Source organism: Longimicrobiales bacterium, from assembly GCA_028823235.1.
In the GTDB taxonomy this organism is placed as follows: domain Bacteria; phylum Gemmatimonadota; class Gemmatimonadetes; order Longimicrobiales; family Gaopeijiaceae; genus UBA2589.
In genome coordinates this window covers 1-24,264 of the sequence record JAPKBW010000021.1, presented here as the reverse complement: position 1 = coordinate 24,264, position 24,264 = coordinate 1, and the positions used below count along the sequence as shown (strand labels likewise).

Genomic DNA, 24,264 nt, shown 5'->3' with positions numbered 1-24,264 from the left:
GGTATTTCAGGCTCGGTGAATCTAGTGGGATATCCACAATGCCGAACAGTCCGGTAAATCCCCTACCCGCCAAACTTTCCCGGGTCTGACGCATCGTTCGCCCACCCGATCGTCGCACGTACCGCTCGCCTCCACTCGGACATGCGGGCGATGCGATCGCTAGAACCCATCGCGGGCTCGAAGCGTGTACCCTCGCCCTGGGCCTCACGAAAGTCCTCGGCAGACGCCCACACACCGGCCTGAAGTCCCGCCAATCCCGCGGCTCCGAGGGCAGTAGTCTCAACCATCGCAGGGCGGCGCACGGGCGCGCCCAGCAGATCTGACTGGAACTGCATGAGCCAGTCGTTGTGAGCAGCCCCTCCGTCGACGCGTAATTCCGAGGTCTCAGAAACCGAGTCGGCCTCCATCGCCTCCAGGACCTCCGCTGTACCGAAAGCCATCGCCTCGAGGGCCGCTCTCACGAGGTGCGCCCGAGTCGTTCCACGAGTCAGTCCGAACATCGCACCCCGTGCGTCCGGCTCCCAATACGGGGCGCCAAGCCCCACGAACGCCGGCACAAAGCTCACCCCACCGGTATCGGGGAGACTCTGGGCCATTTGTTCAGACTCGGCGGCGTTCTCGAGAAGCCCGAGCCCATCACGGAGCCACTGCACAGCCGCACCCGCGATAAAGACCGATCCCTCGAGCGCGTAGGCGAGTCCTCCCTTCCGGTCACACGCGACCGTGGTGAGCAAGCCGTGGCTCGAGGCCACAGGTTCAGCTCCTGTGTGGAGCAAAAGAAAAGCTCCGGTTCCATAGGTGTTTTTCGCCATACCGGATGTCCAGCACCCTTGTCCGAAGAGCGCCGCCTGCTGATCGCCCGCGACCCCCCCGATGGGAACCTCAATGCCGAGATGCTTCACATCCGCCATCCCGAAGTCTCCTGCACTCGGTACGACCGTCGGCAAGATCGCGTCAGGGATACCCAGGAGATCAAGTGCCCAGGGATCCCAAGCGGCCTCTTGAAGCCCGAAGAGGAGCGTCCGCGACGCGTTCGTGGGGTCGGTGACATGAGACGCGCCTGAGGTAAGACGTGCGATCAGCCAGCTGTCGATCGTGCCCATGGCAAGTTCACCTGCCTCTGCACGTGCACGGAGCTCGGGGGCGCGCTCCAGAAGCCACGCCACCTTGGTCCCGGAGAAGTAGGGATCGAGTACCAATCCCGTTCGTCTGCGCACCTCGGCCTCATGTCCTTCTGTCTTTAGTACCCGACACAGGTCGGTTGTGCGACGATCCTGCCAGACGATAGCCCGGTGCACCGGCTCAAGCGTTTCGCGGTCCCACAGTACCACCGTCTCTCGCTGATTCGTGATGCCGATCGACTGCACAGCGGCGTCGGTAGCGTCGTTGAGCGCGGCCCGCGCGACCCGACACGTCACGTCCCATATCTCGAGCGCATCGTGCTCGACCCATCCGAGCTGAGGAAAGTGCTGGGTGAACTCCGAGTATCCCCGTCCAAGAATGCGACCGTCCTGAGCCACTACGAGGCACGTTGTGCCCGTGGTGCCTTGATCGATCGCGAGTACTGCAGGTGTGCTCATAAAATCCGGCGATGGAGACTCAGTCGTTGTCCGCCGCTTTCACACCGTCGAAACCGAATCTCCAGCCACCGCGAACCAAGAGGTCGAGGAAGGCTCCGACGGGGAAACCAACCACGGCATAGTAGTCGCCGCCGATCGATGCGACCAACGCCGCACCCTGCCCTTGAATTCCGTAGGCACCGGCTTTATCGAAGGGCTCGCCTGTAGCCACGTATGCCCTCACCGTTGTCTCATCATAGTGACGCATCCGCACGGTCGTTCGAGCCACCGTGCTGACCACGCCCCGTGGACCGGCGAGCGCAATGCCGCTCAGGACCTCGTGGTCGCTGCCCGAAAGCTGCATCAGCATGGAGACCGCACCCTCAGCGCTATCCGGTTTCGACAGGATCTCACCATCGTTCACCACGACCGTATCGCCACCGACTACCAAGGCGTCGGTCTCGGTGGCCGCAATGGCCATAGCTTTCTCCTTGGCCAGTCGCTCGACGTACGCCTCGGCGGACTCGCCCTCCCGAAGGGCTTCATCTACATCGGCAGGGAGCACCACAGGGTCAAGGCCCAGCTGGCGCAGCACATCAGCTCGCCGCGGAGACTGGGAAGCCAGAACGAGTCGCATGACCGATCCCACAGAGCTACCGCTCCAAAATGAGCGTGACGGGCCCATCGTTCACCAGGTCTACCGCCATATCAGCACCGAATTTTCCGGTCTCCACGGTACCACACGCCCTCTCCCGGAGCCCTGAAACGAAAGCTTCGTAGAGCAGCACCGCAACCTCGGAGCGTGCCGCGTCGACGAAACTGGGTCTCCTCCCCTTTCGCGTGTCTCCGTAGAGCGTGAACTGGCTGACCACGAGCAGATCTCCGCTCACATCGGCCAACGAGCGGTTCATTTTCCCTTCGTCATCTGGGAAAACACGTAGGCCTACGACTTTTTCGGCCATCCACGCAACGTCCTCGACGCTGTCTCCCTCCGTGAAACCCACCAGAAGAAGATGACCGCGCCCAGCTGACCCTACCACGGCACCCTCCACGCGAACCTCTGCGCGGGTGACTCGCTGCAGAACGACCTTCACGGCTCAATGTCTCCGGTCTGATTCATTTTAAGTCACTGGTTCCTTGTTTTGTTCAACTCCACGTTTACTGAGTGTTTTGGAACAGTGAATTACTCTTTCTTATCGTCCTGTTCTAGAACTCCTTTTTTTTCAACTGTTTTTCAAGCAATACAACTTTGCTTAGTGCTGCCAAACCAAAAACAAATCCTATTACTGCTAACCCTTCAATAATTATCTCCTTTAAATTCGCTGTTTTGTTCTACTCCACCGTCACTGACTTCGCCAGATTCCTCGGCTGATCGACATCTGCACCGCGCATCACTGCCACGTGGTAAGCTAGCAGCTGAAGTGGGATCGTCGTGAGAACCGGAAGAAGGTGCGGGAGGGTGTGAGGGACCTTGATCATGTGATCGACCTTGCCCTGGAGCTCGGGGGCGTCGTCACTGACGACTGCGATGATGCGACCTGCTCGAGCTCTCACCTCTTCGATGTTGGAAACGACCTTGGAATAAATCGGATCCCGCGGAGCGAGGACCACGACCGGCATGTCGTCGTCGATCAATGCGATCGGTCCGTGCTTCATTTCCGCGGCCGGATAGCCCTCGGCGTGGATGTAACTCACTTCCTTCAGTTTCAATGCGCCCTCGAGAGCGACCGGAAACTGATACCCGCGGCCCAGATACAGGAAATTCTGAGCCTCCACATAGTTCGATGCGAGGTCCTTGATTTCGTCATTGAGCTTCAGGACTTCCTCGATTTGGCCAGGCAGCGCCTGGAGATGCTGAACGATGTCGATGCCCTGCGCGGCAGACATCCCACGTCGACGGCCCATGAAGAGCGTGAAGAGCGCGAGCGCGACGAGCTGGCTCGTGAACGCTTTCGTTGAGGCGACTCCGATCTCCGGCCCAGCATGCAGATGCATGCCGAAGTCGGTCTGGCGGGCGATCGTCGACCCGACAGTGTTGACCACCCCCATCGTCGTGAGTCCGCGCTGGGCTGCCTCCTTGAGCGCGGCCAGGGTGTCGGCAGTCTCGCCTGACTGGCTGATCGCGAGCGCCAGGGTACCCTCCTCGAGTACCGGATTCCTGTACCGGAACTCAGAAGCGTATTCGACTGCGACCGGTATCTGGGCGAGTTCCTCAAGCATGTACTCACCGACGAGGCCGGCATGCCAGCTTGTTCCACACGCGGTAACGATGATGCGCTGAATTCGGCCGAGATCGAACTGATGCTCAATAATTCCACCAAGTCGAGCGTTACCGTCGTCCGGGAGAAGGCGACCTCTCATAACGTCGGCGATACTGCTTGGCTGCTCGAAGATTTCCTTGAGCATGAAGTGCTCGTAAGCACCCTTCTCGATTGACTCGAGATTCCAGGTGACCTGATGCACGCCGCGTTCGACTTCGTGCCCCTCCACGTGGAAGGTCCGGTACCCGTCCGGCGTAAGGACCGCGTAGTCCCCGTCGTCGAGGTAGACGACTTCGCGCGTCCGCTCGATCACCGCTGCGGCATCGGACCCGACGAGCATTTCGCCCGACTCGCCGACTCCGATGAGGAGTGGACTGCCGTGTCGAGCCACCACGATCTTATCGGAGTCCCGAGAAGACACCACCGCGATACCGTAGGCGCCCACGACCCGCCGAAGTGCGGCCGCGACCGCATTCTCCATCGGCTCCCCATCCTTCCACAGGGAGTCGATCAGATGGACGACGACTTCGGTGTCGGTGTCGGAGTTGAACTCGTATCCCTCCGACACGAGCTGGCTCCTGAGCACATCGGCATTTTCGATGATGCCGTTGTGAACGAGGGCGATATCCCCGGCATTTGACAGGTGCGGGTGAGCATTCAACTGATTCGGCACCCCGTGTGTGGCCCAGCGAGTATGCCCGATGCCACAGGTTGCTGTGGACGGATCCTCGCCGATCGCCGATTCGAGTTCCCGGATCTTGCCGGAGCGCTTCGTCGCGACGACACCCTGCTCACTCAGCAGCGCGACTCCTGCCGAGTCATAACCGCGGTATTCGAGGCGCTTTAGCCCGGCGAGCAATATGGGGGTCGCTTCCCTCAGTCCTACGTATCCGACGATACCGCACATCGGTGTATGTCCTCCGGGTTCAGTCCGTTGGCACCCGAAAGTCGGGCGATCCCAAACAACAACTAGATGTCACCTCAGATGTTCGCCTACACCACCCCAGAAAGCAGATCCCCGGCGCGATCCACAAGTCTCTGTGCGGACACCGCGTCGGGAGCCTCCGCGATGAGTCGCACGACTGGTTCTGTGCCTGACGGTCTCACATGCAGCCATGCCTTCTTCGATGGCCATTCGAGCCGCAGCCCATCGGAATCGTCACGTGCTTCCGCACCGAGATCCGCGGCCAAGGCTGCGTAACCGTCGGTGAGCGCTTCCCTCGGGAAGGAGACTTTTTCTTTCACGATGTCGTAGGAGGGCCACCGAGCCGCCGCCTCCGAAGGCGTAACTGATTCTTCAGCGAGGTGCTGAAGAATCAGGGCCGAAGCGAGCGGAGCGTCACGCGTATGGTGGAGCGCGGGAAGAATCACGCCACCGTTCCCTTCTCCACCGACCACGGCGTTCTCCCGCTGCATCCGACGGGCCACGTTGACCTCGCCGACCGGTGCCCTCACACACACAGCACCGAATGCTTCCGCTACGTCCTCGACGACACGACTCGTCGAGAGATTCGTCACCACCGGCCCCGGAGTGCGCCGCAGGACAGCGGCAGCGGCAAGCGCGAGGGTCAGGTCTTCACCCATGGGTCGCCCGAGTTCGTCAACCAACGAGAGGCGGTCCACGTCCGGATCAATCGCGAGTCCGATCGCCGCACCGCTCTCAGACACGAGGTTCGCGAGGTCTGCGAGGTTAGCCGCAGTGGGCTCCGGATCTCTCGGGAACCATCCGTCCGGCTCCATTCCGATTCCGACGACCTCGCACCCAAGATGCTCAAGTAGCTCCGTAATGACCGGTCCCCCTGCGCCATGGACGCAGTCGACGGCCACCTTGATACGAGCGGCCCGAATCAGCTCCACATCGATTTGAGGCAGTTCGAGGATGCGTGCGAAGTGGCGGGACCAAGCCTCTGTATCTTGGGTGACAACTCCGAGGTCGTCCCAGGCTGCACGAGGAGGGTCCTTCTCAGCCAGATAGGTGTGGAACTGCATGGACCGATCGGCGTCCAGAAAGATCCCCTCACTGGATACCAGCTTCAGGGCATTCCACTCGGCCGGATTGTGACTCGCGGTAACGCTGATTCCCCCGATTGCCCCCAAATCTCGAACCGCCATGAGCACCGTCGGAGTCGGGACGACACCCAGGTCGACCACGTTACAACCGACGGATTGGAGGGCCGCAGTCACGGCACGTGAGAACATCGGCCCGGAGACTCGCGAGTCACGGCCAAGCACCATCGTCCGCCCATTCTCTATCTCGCGGAGGTGGACACCGAGGGCAGCGGCTACGCCCGCTATGAGCTCAGGAGTGAGTGGTTCGCCCACACGTCCGCGGACGCCGGACACACTGACCATGAGGTCTTCGGGAAGATGAAGTGGCACAAGTCCTCGTTTCGTTCGGCCGAATTGGTTCGATCGTTAAGGAATTCCGCGACGTTTCAGTGGATCGGTCCCACCTCACGAAGTCTGGCGCAGTTGGGTATCGCGAGTCAACGAAAAGATCCGCGACGATCGGTAGCGGGCAACTGCCGAGCCCTTCTAGATTGAATACTTGCCACCTGGACCAGGTGACGCCACGCGGCCCCTTCTGGCGCGCTCCCCCGCATCAGAGGATGATCGAGTATGGACCACGAGGCTGCGAAGGATCTCTCTTTCGGCACGAAGGCGATCCACGCAGGAGTCGAGCCTGAGCCCGTGACCGGCGCCATCATGACGCCGATCTTTCAGACATCCACATATGTCCAGCGGGCGGTCGGAGAGCCCAATGAGGGCCGATACGACTACGGCAGGACAGCGAATCCAACCCGCGAGGCATTGGAAGCCAGCATCGCGGCGCTAGAAAGCGGTTCGCACGGCATCGCGTTTTCTTCAGGCCTCGCGGCCATCGAGGCAGTCGTGAAGCGACTGTCCACGGGCGACCACGTGGTGAGTGAGGAGAACACCTACGGGGGCACGGCGCGCATGTTTGATCATGTGCTGAGTCGCTTCGGCATCGAATTTACCTACGTCGACGCCCGCGACACTGACGCGGTCGCGGCCGCGATGCAGCCGAACACTCGACTGATCCACGTCGAGACTCCGACGAACCCCATGATGAAGCTTTGCGACATCGCGGCGATCGCCGACCTGGCGCACAGTGCAGATGCCCTGCTCATGGTCGACAACACCTTCGCGTCGCCGTTCAACCAGCGGCCGCTCGAGCTCGGTGCCGACTTCACGATGCATTCGTCGACCAAGTACGTGAATGGGCACTCTGACGTCATTGGCGGACTACTCGCCGTCCGGGACACGGCCCTCGCTGAAGAGCTCTTCTTCATTCGCAAATCATCCGGGGCAGTGCCGGGCCCGATGGACTGCTGGCTCACGCTGCGGGGCATAAAGACCATGCACGTGCGAATGGAGCGCCACAACGCGAACGGCATGGCAGTCGCCGAATGGCTCCAGGATCATCCCAAGGTGGATCGGGTCATGTATCCGGGCCTGGCTTCGCACGAGCAGCATGACCTCGCAAAACGGCAGATGTCGGGCTTCACCGGCATGGTCTCTGTCGATGTCGGGACGCTCGAACGCACGAAGGCACTTACGGAAAATCTGCGCATCTTCTCTCTTGCCGAGAGTCTGGGAGGGGTGGAGTCTCTTGTGAACGTCCCCGCGTTCATGACCCATGGCTCGGTTCCCGAGGATCGTCGACTCGCGATGGGTATCACGCCCGGGCTCGTGCGGTTCTCTGTGGGCATCGAGGGCATCGACGACATCATCGCCGATCTCGACCGAGTGCTCAGCATAAGATGAAACCACGATCGACGGCGAGCCGTAAGGCCACAGGAGTGTCAGGAACCCCTTCACCAACTGCGTGAAGGGCAACCAAACGAAAGAGGGTCAGGACATGGCGGACGAGCCGGATCGCACGGAAGAACCAACTGGCGCCGAGGAAGACGGAAGCAGCGCGAGCACTCGCTCGAAGCGCATCCTCACTGACATCGCTCCGCACTCCTGGGAACACCCGGCAGACAAAGCCGCACTTCAGGCGTTACGCAAGATTCCGATCTTCGATGAGATCCTCAAGAAGATCTTCGGCTTTTTCGGCGAGAAGCCGATTCGTCTCGCGTTCCAGGCTGACGCAGTCCGCGTGAGTGAGAACCAGTTCGCGAAAGTGTACGCGATCTACAAGGAGTGCCTCACGACACTCGACGCGCCGGAAGAGTACCCGCTCTTCATGTCGCAGACGCCGTTGGTAAACGCCGGTGCGTATGGCATGGATCAGCCGTTCATCATCTTGAACTCCGGCACTGTAAGACTGCTGGAAGACGACGAGCTCGCCTATGTGATCTCCCATGAAATCGGTCACATCGTGAGCGACCACGTGCTCTACAAGACGATGACGGTCCTTCTGCTCAACCTGGCGAACATGGGCTTCCCAATCGTGGGGCTCGCGGCTCGCGCCGTCCTGGTGGGACTCCTCGAGTGGTCACGGAAGTCCGAGCTGTCGAGCGACCGTGCCGGCCTCCTGGGTGTTCAGGATCCCGAGGCGGTCATGCGGGCGATGCTCAAGATGGCCGGCGGCGGGACGACGGAAGAGACCAACCTGCAGGAGTTCATCATTCAGGCGGAAGAATACCGGGCCGGGGGCGACGTCGCCGATCAGGTGTTCAAGGTACTCAATCTCCTGGGTCGGACTCACCCCTTCCACGTGCTTCGCGTCGCGGAGCTTCGCGACTGGATCGAGAGCGGAGATTACGATCGCATCGTTCGCGGCGAGTACGCTCGTCGAGGGGAGCGCTATCCTGCATACCAGGAAGACCTGAAGGCCGCTGCTACCGCCTATGCCGAGGGCGCGAAGGACTTCCTCGACTCGATGGCTGACGCGGCGAAGCAGGCCGGATCAGACTTCCTGGGCGGCTTCAAGCGCTGACCCTTCGGGGCGCGCAAAAGGGGGCGGGCGGGCAGTGGCCCAGTCACCCCTTTTTTTTCGCCCCAGACACAATAGACTCTGCGCATGCGCATCCTGATCGTCGGAAACGGTGGGCGCGAACACGCCCTGCTCTGGAAGCTGCTCCGGGACGCTCCGGACGCAGAATTCTTCGCCACCCGTCCCACACCGGGCATGGCCCCGATGTGTGAAGCGGTCGAAATCGCACCGACGGATGTGGAGGCCCTAGTTGACTGGGCAGCCAGTCACCGCATCGACCTGACGGTCGTGGGTCCAGAAGGCCCCCTGGCCGCGGGCATCGTCGACCGATTCCAGTCCAAGGGGCTGCCCGTCTTCGGTCCGACCCAGGCCGCGGCACGAATCGAGTCGAGCAAGTCCTACTCGAAAGACCTCATGCGGAACGCCAACGTACCAACCGCGGCCCATAAGACTTTCTCCAACCGAGAAACTGCGGTCGAATGGGTACGCGAGCAGGGCGCACCCATCGTGGTGAAAGCCTCAGGCCTCGCCGCAGGAAAAGGTGTCGTCGTCTGCACGACTGTAGAGGTGGCTGTCGAAGCGATCGACGCCATGCTCGGAGATCTCGCCTATGGTGAGGCTGGCCGTGAGATCGTGATCGAGGAGTACATGGATGGTGAGGAGATCTCGATATTCGCCGTGTGTGATGGTCGGGATTTCCTCTTGCTCCAACCTTCGCAAGACCACAAGCGAGTCGGGGAAGGGGACAGCGGCCCGAACACCGGTGGAATGGGCGCCTACGCACCCGTCTCCATCGCAGACTCAGAGGTCGTCGACGAAGCCCGGACTGAGATCATTGCGCCGACTCTGGCCGCAATGATTGAAGATGGCTGCCCCTTCCAGGGCTTCCTCTACGCCGGCCTGATGAAGACAGCGGAAGGCCTCAAGGTCGTCGAATTCAATTGCAGATTCGGGGACCCTGAAGCCCAGGTTGTGCTTCCCCTCCTCGAATCTTCCTTGCTGGATCTACTTGTCACGGTCGCCCAGGGTGGGTCGATCGCCGGGCGCCGCGTGACCAGCCACGAAGGCTCGGCGGTAACGACAGTCGTCGCCTCGGGGGGGTACCCGGGCTCCTACGAGAAGGGCAAATCGATGACGATCCCCGAAAGGCTGTTCAGGGACGACATGATCGTTTTCCATGCGGGAACGGCCACCGTCGACGGCGAAACGGTAACCGCGGGCGGGAGAGTCGTCTCGGTCACGGCGATTGCACCCACCTTCATGGAAGCCGCGAGAAAGAGCCGTGAAGCCGCTGCCCAGATCAAATTCGAGGGTGCGTTCTTTCGTCGAGACATCGGCTGGCGCGAGCGGGACCGCATTCAGTTCGGCGACCAGGCCTGACCAACCAGTCCGATGCCGGAGTTACCAGAAGCCGAAACAATCGTCCGAGGTCTACGGGACACCGTCGTGGGTGAGAAGATTGTACGTGTCGAGGTGCTTCGGCCCGACGTACTTCGTGAGTCCAAGAGACGGTTCGCTCCAAAGGTGAGAGGGCGCACGATCTCGTCCGTTGAGCGGCGGGCAAAGAACGTACTGCTCCGGCTCGATGACGGCGCGACGATTGCGGTCAATCTCGGGATGACGGGACGGATGCTTCCGTTCAAGCACCCCCCTCGAGGAGCCTCCCGACCCGGGCACCCAGCGGTTCGCTTTCGCTTCGCATCAGGGAGCGTACTCGTCTTCGACGACACGCGGCGGTTCGGGACCGTCGAGTGTCTGGATTCGACTGAGTGGGCTGTGCGATCCGCTCGTTTCGGACCGGAACCCTTGGACCCATCGTACCGAGCAGAAGACCTGCTTCACGCCCTCGGCACCAGCCGGTCGCCAATCCGGTCCTGGCTCCTGGATCAGAAGCGCATTGCCGGAGTGGGGAACATCTATGCCGCGGAAGCACTCTTCCTATCCGGCATCCACCCTCTCCGCCCAGCGAACCGGATTGGCGAGGACGAGGCCATCGCACTGCACGCGTCCGTGCGTTCGGTGTTGAGCGAGGCCATCGAGGCAGGAGGCACGACCATTCGCGACTACCGCAACGCCCAAGGTGGTAAGGGAGAATACGCCCGCCAGCTGTTCGTCTATGGTCGAAACGGAGAGCCGTGCCTTCGCTGTGGCTCGGAGATCGAGCGAGTAGTCCTCTCCAACCGCTCGGCCTTCTTTTGTCCGGACTGTCAGCCAGGCTCGGATTGAGTGTCGGTCACAATCCCCACCGCGTACGCGAAGAAACTCAGGCTCCACTGCGCTCTGCTATCGTGCACGATAGGGATGGCACTCCCGGGTCCACTGATCGCGCAGACGACGGAAGGTGCGACTTCTCTGAGCGAGCATCTCCCAGTGCGCGAGGTAACCCTCAAGAACGGTATGCGGGTGCTGCTCCTGCCGCGCCCAGGAGCACCGACCACATCTTTCGTCATGCAGTTTGGTATCGGTGGCGTACACGAGTCCCCCGGCTCCACCGGCATTGCGCATCTTCTTGAGCACATGCTCTTCAAGGGTACGGAGTCGATCGGAACGACGGATGTCGAGGCAGAGCGGGCATTGTTCACTCAGATGGACGCGATCCATACCGAACTCCTCAGTGCCGACGCTGAGGGCGATGAAGCCCGCGCCTCTGAGCTGAGGACCCGTATCTCGGAACTCGAGGACGAAGCTCGAGTGTTCGTTCAGCCCAATGAATACGACCGTATCCTGTCGCGGGTCGGTGCTCAGGGGCTGAACGCGATGACAACCAACGAGTCGACAATCTACTTCGTTGAACTCCCCTCAAATCGAATCGAGCTGTTCTTCGCACTCGAGTCTGACCGAATGGCCCACCCAGTCTTCCGCGAGTTCTACGCGGAGCGCGATGTCGTTATGGAAGAGCGTCGCATGCGGGTCGATACGAGCCCGGGCGGGACGCTGTACGAAGCGCATTTGCGGACTGCCTACCGCATTCACCCCTACGGACAACCCGTCGTCGGCACGATGGTCGACCTTCAGAGACTCACTCGAGCCGACGTAGCCTCGTACTACAGGCGCTTCTATGGACCCGGTAATGCCGTCCTCGCGGTCGTCGGCAATTTCGACACGGACCAGCTCGAGGCATGGGCTCATGAATATTTCGGCCCCCTGCCCTCGGGAGAGCAACCATCCGCAGTTTCAGAAATCGAACCTGAGCAGGACACAGAACGCAGGGTCGACGTAACGTGGGATGCAGAACCCGTGCTTAGGATCGGTTGGCACATACCGGCTGCGCGACACGCGGATGGCCCCGCGCTTGCAATGCTGGCAGCACTTCTGACAGGTGGCCGAACGACTCGCCTGCACCGCAGGCTCGTGACAGAAGACAAGACGGCCACCGCGGTGTTCAGCTCGACGGGACCCGGCAATCTCTACCCCGGGCTCTTTCAGATCGATGTGACCCCCATTTTCCCGGCATCGACCTCCGAAATCGAGACAGTGATCTACGAAGAGATTGCGGCACTCATCGAGTCCGGGCCCGGGCAGGCCCAGATCGAACGGATCCGAAATCAAGTCGAGGCCGGTGCGGTGCGGCGTGTCCAGTCAAAGCTGGGCCTGGCGTTCCAGCTGGCCGAGTCAGAGTCACTGTTCGGAGACTGGCGCGACACGTTCCAGAGGTCAGAAGCCTTCGGCGACGTAACCGCGGAAGACGTGCAGAGAGTCGCAGCTACGTACCTGACAGAAGGGAACCGGACGGTAGCCACGCTCGTCCGCTCGCGATCTGGTGATGGGGACTCACGATGAGCGCTCGAAGACACGTACTACTGGCTTCTACTGCCCTGGCAACAGGGATAGCAACGCTCCTGTCCAGCCCCTCGCCAGCGCTCGCTCAACAGGAGCCGCCTACCGGTAGACAGACGATCGATCGGCTGGTGTACCCGCCCCTCAAGTTCGAACAGCCGCAGACGGACCACTACGAGGTCTTTGGCGTCCCCGTCATATCACTCGAGGACCCAACGCTTCCCATGGTTACCGTCCATGCCTACTTCCGAGGTGGATACGGGCTATTTGGAAGAGAGTCCTACGCGGCGGCAATGGGATTGCCCGCCCTGCTCCGCTACGGCGGAACGACCTCCAGAAGCGCGCTCGAGGTCGACGAGGCGATCGAGTATCACGCCTTCCATGTGTCATTCGGGAGCGCGGGCGGTAGCGTCACCACCTCAATTAACGCGTTGACCGAAAACCTTCCGACGGCCCTCGACCTCTGGGGAGAGCTGATTGCCGAGCCGGCCTTCGACGGAAACGAGGTTGAAGCGTGGCGAACGAGGGAACTTGAAAGCATCCTGCGCCGCCTCGACGATCCGGGTCGTCTCGCCTTTTCAGAGATGAACCGACTCCTGTATGGAGACCACCCGGTGGGTTGGGAGATGGAGCCCTCGGATTTGGATCCGGCCCGGCTACAAACGGACCGACTTAACGAGTTGCATCGTCGGATTCTCTGCCGAGGCAATCTCACCCTGGGGGTCACCGGCGACGCTCCTTGGCCCGTGCTCCAGCCCTTGCTCGAGAGTGTCGTCTCTCGCCTTCCGGACTGCGCTCAAGCCCTCCCGGAGGCGCCCACACCCAACATTCGGCGTACGGCAGGCGTGTACCTCGTTGAGAAGGACCTAGATCAGTCCGTGGTCGTGATGGCTCACCCCACAACCGTTCAGCTCGGGGACGACGACACGTACTACGCCGCCATGATCGGGAACTCGATCCTTGGGGGGGGAGGTTTCTCCAGCCGTATTCTCGGGCGTCTGCGTACCGAAGAGGGCTTCGCGTACTCCGCGACTTCGCTCTGGACGACGCCCAGGAAACACGAAGGCATCATCGCTGCGACCACCCGAACGCGACCGGAGAACACGATGGCTGCGATCGACGTGATCCTCAAAACCATGCACGGACTGCGTGACGGGCCACCGACGACGGACGAGGTCGGGGCGACGGTAGATCAGATCGTGAACGGCTTCGTCTTCAACTTCGACTCCCCCAGTCAGATCGTTTCCCGGACCATGTACTACTTGGCCCAGGACCTGCCAGAGGATTGGCTGGTGCGGTACTGGGAAGGAGTCCAGCGAGTAACACCTTACGGTATTCAGCGTGTCTTCTCGGACCAGCTGCATCCCGAGGAGATGACGATTCTAATCGTGGGAGACCCGTCGAGAATCGGCGAATCGCTCTACGGGCGAGGTCCTGTAACGACAATCGAGGTGCGATAGACCGCCTAGACGTCCCTAGGCGCGACCCCAGTGGATCGCTGCGATCCCCCCGGACACAAGCTTCCATCCCACATCACTGAATCCGACAGATTCGAACAGATCCCCAAGTTCCTTCGGCCCAGGGAACTCCTTTACCGATTCAGGCAGATACGTGTACGCCCAGGGGTGACCTGACACGATGCGTCCGACCACCGGAAGGATATTGTGAAAATAGAAGTGGTAGCCCGCTCGCATGATCGGGTTCGGCGGGACGGTGAACTCGAGAACGACGAGCCGCGCGCCCGGCTTAAGGACGCGCTGGAACTCCCTGAGACCTACCCCAAGGCGAGCAAGATTTCGGACGCCAAAGCCGACCGTGGCACCGTCGAATGTGTCGTCGGCAAAGGGCAATTCCAGTGAATCTCCACACACTGACTCGATCGGCGACGTAGCGATTTTCGGAGTCCCATGAACCAGCATGGGGTGCGCGAAATCCGACGCAATCACCCACCCTTCAAACGTTTTCCTGTTTGCCAACTCGAGTGACAAATCGAACGTGCCGGCGCAGGCATCGAGGAATGTGCCGCCCAGGGCACGTTCCCACTCGAGCAGATTGACGGCGCGCCGTCGCCACGTCCGATCGATGTTCATGCTTAGAATGTGGTTCAGTAGGTCGTAGCGGGGCGCGATCTCTGAGAAGATCTGCTGGACCTGCTTTTCGCGCTCGGCACCAGCCTTCGGCGCGGCGTCAGATGGGGATTGCATGACAGAAATCACTTGGCCGCATAGCTTTGAAAGGCCCGATACCAGTGCCCGAAAGGCACGGAGGTGAAAGCTACGGGAAGCGAACGAGGGGCTCAACGGCACGTGTAGGTCGGTGCAAGGCCTGCAGACGAAACCGATAGGGAATCGGTTACGTAGGGCTGACTCATGAGTACCGATATCGCCTTCCTGCCTAGAGCCACTGTCCGGTGGCTTACCGACTCGCGGCAGGATAAAGGACCTCTGACCCCTCTGGACTACGCGTCGCTGGACGATCGCGATCTCGCGACGCACGCTGCGCGTGGGCATGAGCCCGCCTTCCGTGAGCTGCTCATTCGTTATGAGCGGCCGGTTTTTTCACTTATCTATCGCATGGTACGTGACCGGACCCTGGCCGAAGATCTCGCGCAGGAGGCCTTCATTCGTGGCTTCAACGCGATCGGTTCGTATAAGACCAGCTACAAGTTCAGTAACTGGATCTTGAAAATCGCGAACAACCACACCATCGATCATCTCAGGAAGAGGAAGCTCGACACCGTCTCCATTGACGGTTCACCTCACGCCCGCACTGCTGAAGAGATCAGTCAAAGTCAGGTGGTGATTGAATCTCGAGATGAGAGTCCTGCGGAATACGTCGAGAATCGCGAACTCGGAAGTCAGATCGAAACGGCCATTGGTGGCCTCCGGGAGGAATACCGGACGGTGATCGTTCTCCGACACATCGAAGGGTACGCCTACGACGAGATCGCAGACATCATGGACCTGCCCCTGGGCACAGTGAAGACATATCTGCACCGGGCCCGCGGCGAGCTCCGCAAATCCCTGTCTCACCTCTCCTCGTGACGGATGGCGAGTATGTCGATCACCCATAAAGTACAAGGTAAAACAGCCGTCGAGGCGAGGGTTCCACGACAGCATTTTTTATTGAAACTCGGTAGAACGCCGGCCCGGAGTGGCAGCAGGGTGAATGAAGCAGGCCTAGGACGGTGAGTAAGGCCATGTCGAACAAGCATTTGAGCGCAGAACGCTTCCAAGCGTTTCTCGAAGGAGACCTCCCCGAAGGGGACGCTTTCGGTGTCGAGAAGCATCTAGCGGCGTGTGCTCGTTGTTCGGCTGAGATGGAGGGGTGGCGCGCTCTGTTCGAGGAACTCGGTGAGATTTCTTCACACCGTCCGATCGAAGGATTTTCGGACCGCGTCATGACCCAAGTGTCGCTACCCGAATCGATGCCGCTTGCCGCGCGAGTGCGAGAGCCGGTCGGGACCCCCAGTGCGGAGCAGCATCTGTCGGAAGCAGTTCTTCAGAATTTCCTGGACGGTACGCTGTCGGCGAGACGTGCCCAGAAGCTGGAGCGCCACCTTCAGGACTGCACGCCGTGTACCGCTGAAACGGACGCATGGATTTCGGTGTTCAGTGCGCTGAAACAGCTGGATTCCTTTACCCCGGCAGAAGGCTTCGCCGAGCGGGTCATGGCGGCCGTTGAGCTACGCGACGACGTGGCACTTCTGACTCGGATCCGTAGGCGAGTTGCGGTCCTGGCCAGTGGGCCGAGCCAGGAGCACGTGATAGCCAGCGAGTTGCAGGACTACGTGGATGACAGTCTGCCTGCTGCAGCCTTTGCCCGAGTCGAGACTCATCTCGGCGGGTGCGCTACCTGCGCCAGCGAAGTGCAGGCGTGGCGAGCCGTGGCCAGGGAGCTCACGGCCCTTCAGCGACTCACTCCAACACCGACGTTCTCCGACCAGGTCATGACCGGCTTCCGGATGCATCAGATGGTGCAGGCTGCCGCCCCCGTGCCGTTCCGCTCGCGTAACGCTGCAAGACTGCGCCGCCTGATCCCGGATGCCCGGCAGGCTCTCGCAGCCTTGACCGGCGTCGCGGTGACCCCAGTAGCGATCACCGGACTCGTTGTTTACGCGGCGTTTTCGCACCCGACGCTGACCTTCGATTCACTGTTGTCCTTCGTCTGGTGGCAGATCACCGACGTGGCATCCGCTGCGTTCGGGGGCATGACGGGCCAGGCGACACTGCTCGAAGCACTCACGTCCTCACCCCTTGTCGTAGCTGGCGGCGTGCTCGGGTACACGATGATTTCAGCGCTCGCTCTACGAGTGCTTTATAAGAATCTCTTCGCGAACCGGCCTAATGAGGGTCGTTATGTACATGTCTCAATTGCTTCATAGGGCCTTTCTGGTCCTGGTCCTCGCGGCCCTCACACTACCCCTCGGTGTGGAAGGGCAGCTAAGGACCATCGTGTCCAAGAGCGTCTCGGCCAGTTCGTCGCGTGCGACACTCGCGATTGAGTTCGCAGACGACGGCATGCTGAAGATCGCCTTCGACGGCGGAACGATCCTAGTAGATGGGGACCCTGTCGGCTCGTATGAAGACGGAGATGAGTTGGACACCGCCTGGCGTGCACTACTGGGCGACGCAATGTCGCGCGAGAACGGGGCGCTTGCCCGGATACTCGATGGATGGGCTCCACCGGCAGATCTCGACCATGACTTGGAGAATGCAGCTGAGGCGGTCGAAGACGCCCTTGAGAATGCGCTTGCAGATCTCGACGTCGAAGCTGAAAGAAGGGACGCCTCCGTATCGATCTCGATCAATAATGAGGAAGGCTCGCTCATACGCCTTCTGGTGAGCGCCGTGGGGAACCTCGGGGGGCTCGTGAAAGCGCTCGAAGGACTCGATGAGAATTTCCGGATTCACATCGACGAAGATGTGGTCATTCCATCCGGATCCATGGTCGAAGGGACACTCGTCGTCATCGGCGGATCACTCCGTGTCGAAGGCGAAATCGAAGGTGATGCTGTCATCGTCAATGGGACTCTCGACGTACGCAGCGATGGTTCAATCGGCGGTGAAGCACGAGTCGCGGACACGAGGATTGTCCGAAACACCGGAGAGATCCGGGGCGGCATCGTAAATGTGCTGGAGGATGAACGGGAGTTCGAGCGTGAGTTGCGGCAAGAGCTCCACGACGAGATCCGTGCTGAAATTCGCAGCGACGTCAGAAATGAGATTCGCAATGCCACGCGATTCGAGGGCGATGGGTTTTCGATCATGTCACCGCTTCGCCCCGTCATTCGAGGAGTAGGCGGAGTCTTCGAGAAGCTCGTCGGCGTGTTCATTCTTGCTCTGCTGGGTGCAGGCTTCCTGGCCTTCGCCGGCGAGAATATGGACGCGATTTCCGAGACGGCGAGACGGGCTCCGGGCCGAGCCGCAATGGTCGGCGTAGCGGGAAGTTTCCTGCTGGTCCCGGTCTGGCTGCTCGGCGCGGTTGCACTCGCGATTTCGATAATCGGAATCCCGGTCGCAATCGCCTGGCTTCCACTCTTCCCTCTGGCCACGGTCATAGCGTCGCTGCTCGGCTACGTGGCGGTCGCGAGAAATGCGGGCGAGTGGATGGCAGACAGTTCCTTCCCGTGGACGGCGTGGATTCGGAAGTCGAACCCGGTGCTCACTCTTGTAGGGGGTCTACTTGCTTTCTCCGGCCTGTTCATTGCCGGACACGTGCTGTCGATCGCACCGTTCCTCAACGTGCTCAGCACTCTGCTGTTCATTGCGGGCGGGGTCGTCACATTCGTCGCACTACAGATCGGATTCGGTGCGGTGCTCCTGACCCGAGCCGGACGCCGGCGTGAGCACTACAGCACCTACGACGCTGAGGTGGCATGGGAAGACGCGGTAAGGAGGAACGCCGAGGATGGCCTTGGTGGGGATGCGGGAACGACAACAGGAGACGGTTCGGACGATGCGTAAGACCATGACGGCCGCCATCGTGGCGGCTGCGGTCATCGCTCCTGCCGCCGCTCAAGGACAGAGCTGGCGGACAGTGGCGATGTCTCGACAGCTGGAGGACAACGGCGAAGTGCGCGTATTCGTCGATTACGGCGCGGGCGAGTTCACGATGCGATCCGTCGACGACGGACTCCTGTACCGGATGAACCTCAAGTACGACGAGGACAAGTTCGAACCGATCGCAGACTTCTCGGGGGAGCGACTTCACCTGGGAGTGGAGTCTCTTCGCCGGAACATCAACATCAGTAGACGGCAGTCCGGGTCGCTCGAATTGGAGCTCGCCCGTGGCGTACCCATGGACCTCAAGCTGAAGTTCGGAGCCGTTCAGGCCGACATCGACCTCGGTGGCCTCGCGCTGACCGACCTCGAGTTGAGCACAGGTGCGTCTGAGTCCTTGATCAACGTCAGTGAGCCGAATCCAGTACCGATGGAGAAAGCCAGCTTCGAAGTCGGTGCTGCCGAGTTCACGATCAGGAATCTGGCGAACCTGCGCGCCGAAGAGATCGAAGTGCGCGCAGGTGTCGGCTCGATCATTCTCGATTTTGACGGGCGATGGCAGCGAGACGCGCAGATCGCTGTAAAAATGGGACTCGGGTCGATGGAGCTTCGTGTCCCGGAAGGCCTCGGGGTTCGCCTTCAAAAAGACAGCTTCCTCACGGCACTGGACTCGGAGGGACTCATCAAGCGTGGCGACGTGTACGAATCTCCGGATTTCGATGACGCCGACTACCGTATCGAGGTTGAGCTCCATATCGCATTCGGCAGCGTCGCGGTGGTGTGGATTCGCTGACGTGGACTTGAACGAAACAAGGACTGACTGATGATCCGACCACTACTCACTTTCTTCGCGGTCGGACTTGTCACGCTGCTCTTAGCGAGCGTTGTTCTCGGCGTTATCGGAGTCGTGTTCTCGCTCACCCTCGGCCTCGCGACCTTCCTGCTGTTCAAGGTCGCTCCCATCCTCCTCGTCGGATGGGTCGTGGTGAAGACGTTTGAGAAGAGTCGGGGAAAGGGATCGCTCTCGGATGCCGACCGTCGCTGGCTGGACGGCGGCTGAGACACCACCTGACCTGAACACAAGAACGGCCCGCTCGTATGAAGACGAGCGGGCCGTTTCGTATTTCCCAGAGAAGCCGGCGCGCCTACCCCTCCAGCACAGACAGCGTCCCGTCGAGCGAAGCGACGATCGCATCGAGAGCTCCTGCCGCACCTGAGTCCGGAGCAGACAGGATTGTTGGTGCTCCCGCATCTCCCGCATGGACCACGGCTGGGTCGAGTGGAACACGTCCGAGGAACGGGAGCGCCATCTCTTCAGCAAGGGCCTCACCGCCACCTCGTCCGAACACGTCTACGATTTCGTTGCAGTTGGGACAGGTCATTCCGCTCATGTTCTCCACGATCCCGAGAATGCGAGTGTTCACCCTCTCGAACATCTTGATGCCCCGGCGCACATCCCCGGTCGCCACCCGCTGAGGGGTCGTGACCATGACGGCGCCATCGAGATCGATCGTCTGAACGAGCGAAAGCTGCGCGTCGCCGGTCCCCGGCGGCATGTCCACGACCATGATGTCCAGCTCACCCCAGTCGACTTGCTCAATGAACTGTTTGAGAATCCCCGAAATGAGAGGGCCACGCATGATGGCGGGTTGATCCTCCTCCAGTAGGAATCCTAGGCTCATGAGCTTCACTCCATGAGCCTCCAGTGGCTCGATCATCTCGCTCCCCTTCTCGCCGGTGACGTTCGGACGACTGTTCACGCCGAACATCAGAGGAATGTTGGGTCCATAAATGTCGGCATCGATGAGGCCAACCTTGTAACCCCGCTTCGCGAAACCTGCCGCGAGGTTCGCCGCCACCATCGACTTACCGACCCCACCCTTCCCGGAGCTCACAGCGATAATGTGCCCCACCTGGGAGAGCAGCCCCGGGGCGGGTGTGGGCGCCGGCACCGAGCCCGGCTTGAGGCCACCCTGGGGTCCCCCACCAGCTTCTCCACCTGCCGCCATCTGCGGAAGCTGAACGTTAATTTTGACACTCGTGATACCCTCAAGGCTCTCTACCGTCGAGCGAGCCTCTTTTACGAGATCGCCCGGGTCCTCCGGACGCAGCATGAACTGAAAGCGAGCCTGTCCGTCATCCCCAACTTCGAGATTCTGGACGCGGCCACCGGCAATCAAATCATGCTCCGAATCGGAGTGCTTGATACGGGCCAACGCGGCCATTACGGAGCGGCGAAGTTCTTCGGAATTCATGCGATATACACGGCGACCGACAGCCGACCTGGCGCGAGGGAGTTGCACAAAGGGCGCAAAAGTTATCTGAGCGAAGACGGGGGAGTCAACGCGCGCCGGCACGAGTTGCGTTCACTTGACAACCCGTGGACATTGATCAGTTCGTGGCCCCGCTAGGCCGGTTCCCCACCACCCGCCAAACCACCCAATCTCACATGCACGGTATTCCCGCTGTACCAACGCCGATCAACGAACCCATCCTCTCCTATGCACCGGGCACGCCCGAGCGAGCAGAGCTCAAAGCTGAGCTGGAAGCCCAGGCTTCACAGGTGGTGGACATCCCGCTCATTATCAACGGTGAGGAGGTCCGGACCGGGAACACAATCGACGTCGTGATGCCCCATTCGCACGGACACATCCTTGCTCGAGCGCACATGGCCGGGGCCGCCGAGGTCCGTCAGGCGATCGACGCCGCGAACGGAGCACACCGCGAGTGGTCCACCATGCGCTGGGACGACCGCGTGGCGGTTTTCCTGAAAATGGCCGACCTCATTGCGGGACCGTACCGGGCCCGCGTGAACGCCGCGACAATGCTCGGCCAGAGCAAGAATGCGTATCAAGCCGAAATCGACGCGGCATGCGAGACGATCGACTTCTTCCGCTTCGCGGCCGACTTCGCAGAAGAAATCTATTCTAAACAGCCTCTTTCGGATCCAACCGTCTGGAATCGCGCCGAGTACCGTGCGCTTGAAGGCTTCATCTATGCGGTGAGCCCATTCAACTTCACCGCCATCGGGGCCAACCTCCCGGGCACGCCGGCCATGATGGGGAACACGTCAGTCTGGAAGCCGTCACTCACTGCGCTGCTGTCGAACTACTACATGATGCAGCTGTTCGATGAGGCAGGCCTCCCGCCGGGCGTAATCAATTTCGTCCCGGGAGATCCTGTGGAGGTGACCAAGGAGGTCATGTCGTCTCCCAGCTTTGCCGGCATCCACTTCACCGGCTCGACCGCCGTCTTCAAGAGCTTCTGGAAAACGATCGGCGACAACATGGATACCTATCGGAGTTATCCCCGGATCGTCGGGGAAACGGGCGGAAAAGATTTCATTGCCGTCCATCCATCGGCGGACTGGAAGGCCATCAAGACTGCCATCGTCCGTGGGGCCTTCGAGTATCAGGGCCAGAAATGCAGTGCGGCATCCCGGGCTTATATCCCGGAGAGCATTTGGGCCGAGTTGAAGGGCCCACTCATCGAGGAAACTGCAGCGCTCACGATGGGTGATGTCCGTGATTTCTCGAATCTGGTCAACGCTGTGATCGACCAGAAGTCGTTCGACAAGATCAAGATGTACATCAATGGGGCACATGCTTCGGACGATGCGGAAGTCATCGTCGGAGGAGAGTGTGACGATTCTGAGGGTTGGTACGTGCGTCCTACGATCATCGTCGCAAAGAACCCCGACTACGTGACGATGTGCGACGAGGTATTCGGGCCCGTGATCACACTCTACATCTACCCCGATGACCAGTGGGAACAGACGCTGAAGCTGGTGGATGAGACGTCGGACTACGCTCTTACGGGGGCCATCTTCGCGCGAGATCGACGCGTCATTCGCCATGCCACAGACGCGCTGGATCAGGCCGCCGGAAACTTCTATATCAACGACAAACCCACCGGCGCCGTCGTCGGACAGCAGCCTTTCGGTGGCGCGCGGGCGTCCGGCACGAATGACAAAGCGGGCTCAATGTTCAACCTGCTGCGCTGGGTCAGCGCCCGATCGATCAAAGAGACCTTCGTCTCGCCGACTGACTACAGCTATCCGTTCATGGATGAAGCGTAGCACAGTTTTCGCAACCGGGACTCAGGGCCCGATCAGAGACAGAGAGTCAGCCGAGGGCTTGGTCGAAGTCAGCGATCAGGTCCTCGGCGTTTTCTATACCGATGCTCAGGCGCACGAATCCATCGGGAATGCCTTGTGCCTCCCGCTCTGCCTCATTGAGCCCCCCGTGCGACGTCCAGCGTGGCTGTGACACGAGCGTCTCGACACCGCCGAGACTGGGTGCGGCGATGGCCAACTCAAGTCGACTCATGAAGCGATCAGCCGCCTCTCCCCCTCCCTCTAGCACCACGCTCACCATGCCTCCGAAACCGCTCATGAGGTCCTGCGCCAGCCCATGATCCGGGTGCGAAGCGAGCCCCGGATAGGCGACCCGGGCAACATCCGCCCGTCCCTCGAACCACTCAGCGATTACCTGCGCGTTCTGGTTGTGCTGTTTCATGCGCACATCGAGCGTCCGGATGCCGCGGTCGAGCAGCCAGGCCGGATGGGGATCGAGCGCGGGGCCATAGAGCCGGGACATACGAGTGACCTCTGTAATGAGCTCAGTCGACCCTGACACCGCTCCCGCGATCACGTCGGAATGTCCCCCGAGATACTTCGTGGCGCTTTGAATCACCGCATCGATACCCATCGACGCGGCCCGGAAGTTCACCGGCGAGGCGAACGTCGCATCGCACACGACCTTGAGGCCGCGTTCATGAGCAATGTGGACGATCGGGCGGGGGTCGAGAATCCGCAGCGTCGGGTTTGTCGGAATTTCGATGAAAATGATGCGAGTGTTGTCCTTGATGGCGCCAATCCAGTCGCCATCATCCGGATCCACAAACGTGGTCTCGATGCCTCGCCGTGGCAGTTCATCGATCAGTAGCGCCTGAGTGGCCCCGTAAAGCCTCGATGATGCCACGATGTGATCACCCGATTCAACCAGCGCCAAAATCGTCATCGCCGTGGCACCCATACCGCTTGCCAAAGCGATAGCAGCTTCCGTGCCCTCGATCGCCGCGATCTTCTCACTCACCTGGCGCTGATTCGGGTTGTTCCCATATCGGCTGTAGAGGAGTTCACCGTCGTCAGGGGTCGCCCAATGGAAGGTGGCGCTCTGCGCGATCGGTGGGACAACTGGCGTCCCTGGGGTGCGTGCGTGCCCGACACCGTGGATGCCTACTGTAGCCGTTCCTTTTTTGTCTCCACTCGAAGCTGCCATTGGGAACCTTCCTACTTAGAGGAGATGCCGGACGAGACGGCTCAGTGCATGGATGCTTCCCGAACCCGGATTGCGGAATGCGAGACCGCGAGAAAACAAAGACGACAAGGCCTGACGGTCCGCATGCGCACCGAACAGCGTCTCGATCTCTTCGGTGTCCACGACCCCACGCTCTTCGAGTTGCCCCCACACGCGATCCTCATCCTCGGAGCTGACTCCCACGAGTTCGAACACACCCGCATCCCGTTCCACTACCGCAGCCAAGCTCTGCCGGTCGAGGACAGTGAGTATCTGATTCCACTGAGCTTCATGAACACCACGAAAAATGAAAAACGCATCGGGCGGTTCATCCGCGAGATACTGTTGTAGCAATTTTGCGACGACCTCGTCCGCACAGGAAAAGTCGATGAGCATCACTTCCGAAAAGTCGATCACCGAGAGAGACAGCTGCCCGGCGCCGGGCAGCTGCGTTTCGAT

21 protein-coding genes are annotated in these 24,264 nt (G+C 60.7%); 12 read left to right on the top strand and 9 right to left on the bottom strand.

The genetic code is table 11. The annotated features are described in order from the left end of the window. Positions 1-62 precede the first annotated feature (62 nt). The 5 genes from glpK to glmM all read right to left on the bottom strand — a co-directional run bounded on the left by glpK (position 63) and on the right by glmM (position 6,199). Positions 63-1,580 carry a glycerol kinase GlpK gene (gene glpK, locus OSA81_11280; protein MDE0899591.1) on the bottom strand — a complete coding sequence of 506 codons (1,518 nt, stop codon included), beginning with the start codon at positions 1,578-1,580 and terminating at the stop codon, positions 63-65. A 19-nt stretch (positions 1,581-1,599) separates the two neighbouring features. Next, positions 1,600-2,196: a Maf family protein gene (locus OSA81_11275; GenBank protein ID MDE0899590.1), complete on the bottom strand. Its 597-nt coding sequence runs from the start codon at positions 2,194-2,196 to the stop codon at positions 1,600-1,602. 16 nt (positions 2,197-2,212) lie between these two features. Continuing rightward, positions 2,213-2,653, bottom strand: a complete 441-nt coding sequence (gene dtd, locus OSA81_11270; GenBank protein ID MDE0899589.1) for a D-aminoacyl-tRNA deacylase — start codon at positions 2,651-2,653, stop codon at positions 2,213-2,215. A gap of 238 nt (positions 2,654-2,891) precedes the next feature. Beyond that, positions 2,892-4,727 carry a glutamine--fructose-6-phosphate transaminase (isomerizing) gene (gene glmS, locus OSA81_11265; GenBank protein ID MDE0899588.1) on the bottom strand — a complete coding sequence of 612 codons (1,836 nt, stop codon included), beginning with the start codon at positions 4,725-4,727 and terminating at the stop codon, positions 2,892-2,894. Between the two features lie 86 nt (positions 4,728-4,813). Then, the gene (glmM, locus tag OSA81_11260) at positions 4,814-6,199 is read right to left on the bottom strand and encodes a phosphoglucosamine mutase (GenBank protein ID MDE0899587.1); all 1,386 of its coding nucleotides are present in this window, start codon (positions 6,197-6,199) and stop codon (positions 4,814-4,816) included. Positions 6,200-6,439: 240 nt separating this feature from the next. On the opposite strand from glmM, the gene OSA81_11255 reads away from it, so the two are divergent. The 6 genes from OSA81_11255 to OSA81_11230 all read left to right on the top strand — a co-directional run bounded on the left by OSA81_11255 (position 6,440) and on the right by OSA81_11230 (position 13,963). Next, positions 6,440-7,609, top strand: a complete 1,170-nt coding sequence (locus OSA81_11255; protein ID MDE0899586.1) for a PLP-dependent aspartate aminotransferase family protein — start codon at positions 6,440-6,442, stop codon at positions 7,607-7,609. 61 nt (positions 7,610-7,670) lie between these two features. Further along, the gene (locus OSA81_11250; protein MDE0899585.1) at positions 7,671-8,729 is read left to right on the top strand and encodes a M48 family metallopeptidase; all 1,059 of its coding nucleotides are present in this window, start codon (positions 7,671-7,673) and stop codon (positions 8,727-8,729) included. Positions 8,730-8,813: 84 nt separating this feature from the next. Next, positions 8,814-10,106, top strand: coding sequence for a phosphoribosylamine--glycine ligase (gene purD / locus OSA81_11245; protein ID MDE0899584.1), 1,293 nt, complete (start codon positions 8,814-8,816; stop codon positions 10,104-10,106). Between the two features lie 12 nt (positions 10,107-10,118). Further along, the gene (gene mutM, locus OSA81_11240) at positions 10,119-10,952 is read left to right on the top strand and encodes a bifunctional DNA-formamidopyrimidine glycosylase/DNA-(apurinic or apyrimidinic site) lyase (protein ID MDE0899583.1); all 834 of its coding nucleotides are present in this window, start codon (positions 10,119-10,121) and stop codon (positions 10,950-10,952) included. 75 nt (positions 10,953-11,027) lie between these two features. Continuing rightward, positions 11,028-12,506 (top strand): pitrilysin family protein, encoded by a 1,479-nt coding sequence (locus tag OSA81_11235; protein MDE0899582.1) that lies wholly within the window; start codon positions 11,028-11,030, stop codon positions 12,504-12,506. Continuing rightward, positions 12,503-13,963 carry a pitrilysin family protein gene (locus OSA81_11230; GenBank protein ID MDE0899581.1) on the top strand — a complete coding sequence of 487 codons (1,461 nt, stop codon included), beginning with the start codon at positions 12,503-12,505 and terminating at the stop codon, positions 13,961-13,963. Before OSA81_11235 ends, OSA81_11230 begins: the two co-directional genes overlap by 4 nt. 15 nt (positions 13,964-13,978) lie before the next feature. Here the strand turns inward: OSA81_11230 and OSA81_11225 are convergent, their stop codons facing one another. Next, on the bottom strand, positions 13,979-14,707 hold the full coding sequence (locus OSA81_11225) for a ubiquinone/menaquinone biosynthesis methyltransferase (GenBank protein MDE0899580.1): 729 nt from the start codon (positions 14,705-14,707) through the stop codon (positions 13,979-13,981). Positions 14,708-14,872: 165 nt separating this feature from the next. On the opposite strand from OSA81_11225, the gene OSA81_11220 reads away from it, so the two are divergent. The 5 genes from OSA81_11220 to OSA81_11200 all read left to right on the top strand — a co-directional run bounded on the left by OSA81_11220 (position 14,873) and on the right by OSA81_11200 (position 19,565). Next, positions 14,873-15,547 (top strand): sigma-70 family RNA polymerase sigma factor, encoded by a 675-nt coding sequence (locus tag OSA81_11220; GenBank protein ID MDE0899579.1) that lies wholly within the window; start codon positions 14,873-14,875, stop codon positions 15,545-15,547. 155 nt (positions 15,548-15,702) lie between these two features. Continuing rightward, the gene (locus OSA81_11215) at positions 15,703-16,887 is read left to right on the top strand and encodes a zf-HC2 domain-containing protein (GenBank protein MDE0899578.1); all 1,185 of its coding nucleotides are present in this window, start codon (positions 15,703-15,705) and stop codon (positions 16,885-16,887) included. Then, positions 16,850-18,469, top strand: a complete 1,620-nt coding sequence (locus OSA81_11210; protein ID MDE0899577.1) for a hypothetical protein — start codon at positions 16,850-16,852, stop codon at positions 18,467-18,469. Before OSA81_11215 ends, OSA81_11210 begins: the two co-directional genes overlap by 38 nt. Beyond that, a complete protein-coding gene (locus OSA81_11205; protein MDE0899576.1) occupies positions 18,462-19,298 on the top strand; it encodes a LiaF-related protein in 837 nt (278 codons plus the stop codon). Before OSA81_11210 ends, OSA81_11205 begins: the two co-directional genes overlap by 8 nt. Positions 19,299-19,328: 30 nt before the next feature. Then, on the top strand, positions 19,329-19,565 hold the full coding sequence (locus OSA81_11200; GenBank protein MDE0899575.1) for a hypothetical protein: 237 nt from the start codon (positions 19,329-19,331) through the stop codon (positions 19,563-19,565). 85 nt (positions 19,566-19,650) lie between these two features. On the opposite strand, the gene OSA81_11195 is transcribed toward OSA81_11200, so the two are convergent. Then, complete coding sequence (locus OSA81_11195) at positions 19,651-20,760, bottom strand: Mrp/NBP35 family ATP-binding protein (GenBank protein MDE0899574.1); 1,110 nt, start codon at positions 20,758-20,760, stop codon at positions 19,651-19,653. A gap of 194 nt (positions 20,761-20,954) precedes the next feature. Between OSA81_11195 and pruA the strand changes: the two genes are divergently transcribed. Continuing rightward, positions 20,955-22,583: an L-glutamate gamma-semialdehyde dehydrogenase gene (gene pruA / locus OSA81_11190; GenBank protein MDE0899573.1), complete on the top strand. Its 1,629-nt coding sequence runs from the start codon at positions 20,955-20,957 to the stop codon at positions 22,581-22,583. Between the two features lie 46 nt (positions 22,584-22,629). Here the strand turns inward: pruA and OSA81_11185 are convergent, their stop codons facing one another. Then, positions 22,630-23,787, bottom strand: coding sequence for an aminotransferase class I/II-fold pyridoxal phosphate-dependent enzyme (locus tag OSA81_11185; GenBank protein MDE0899572.1), 1,158 nt, complete (start codon positions 23,785-23,787; stop codon positions 22,630-22,632). Between the two features lie 15 nt (positions 23,788-23,802). After that, on the bottom strand, positions 23,803-24,264 hold a 462-nt coding region (locus OSA81_11180), incomplete at its 5' end, for a hypothetical protein (protein MDE0899571.1).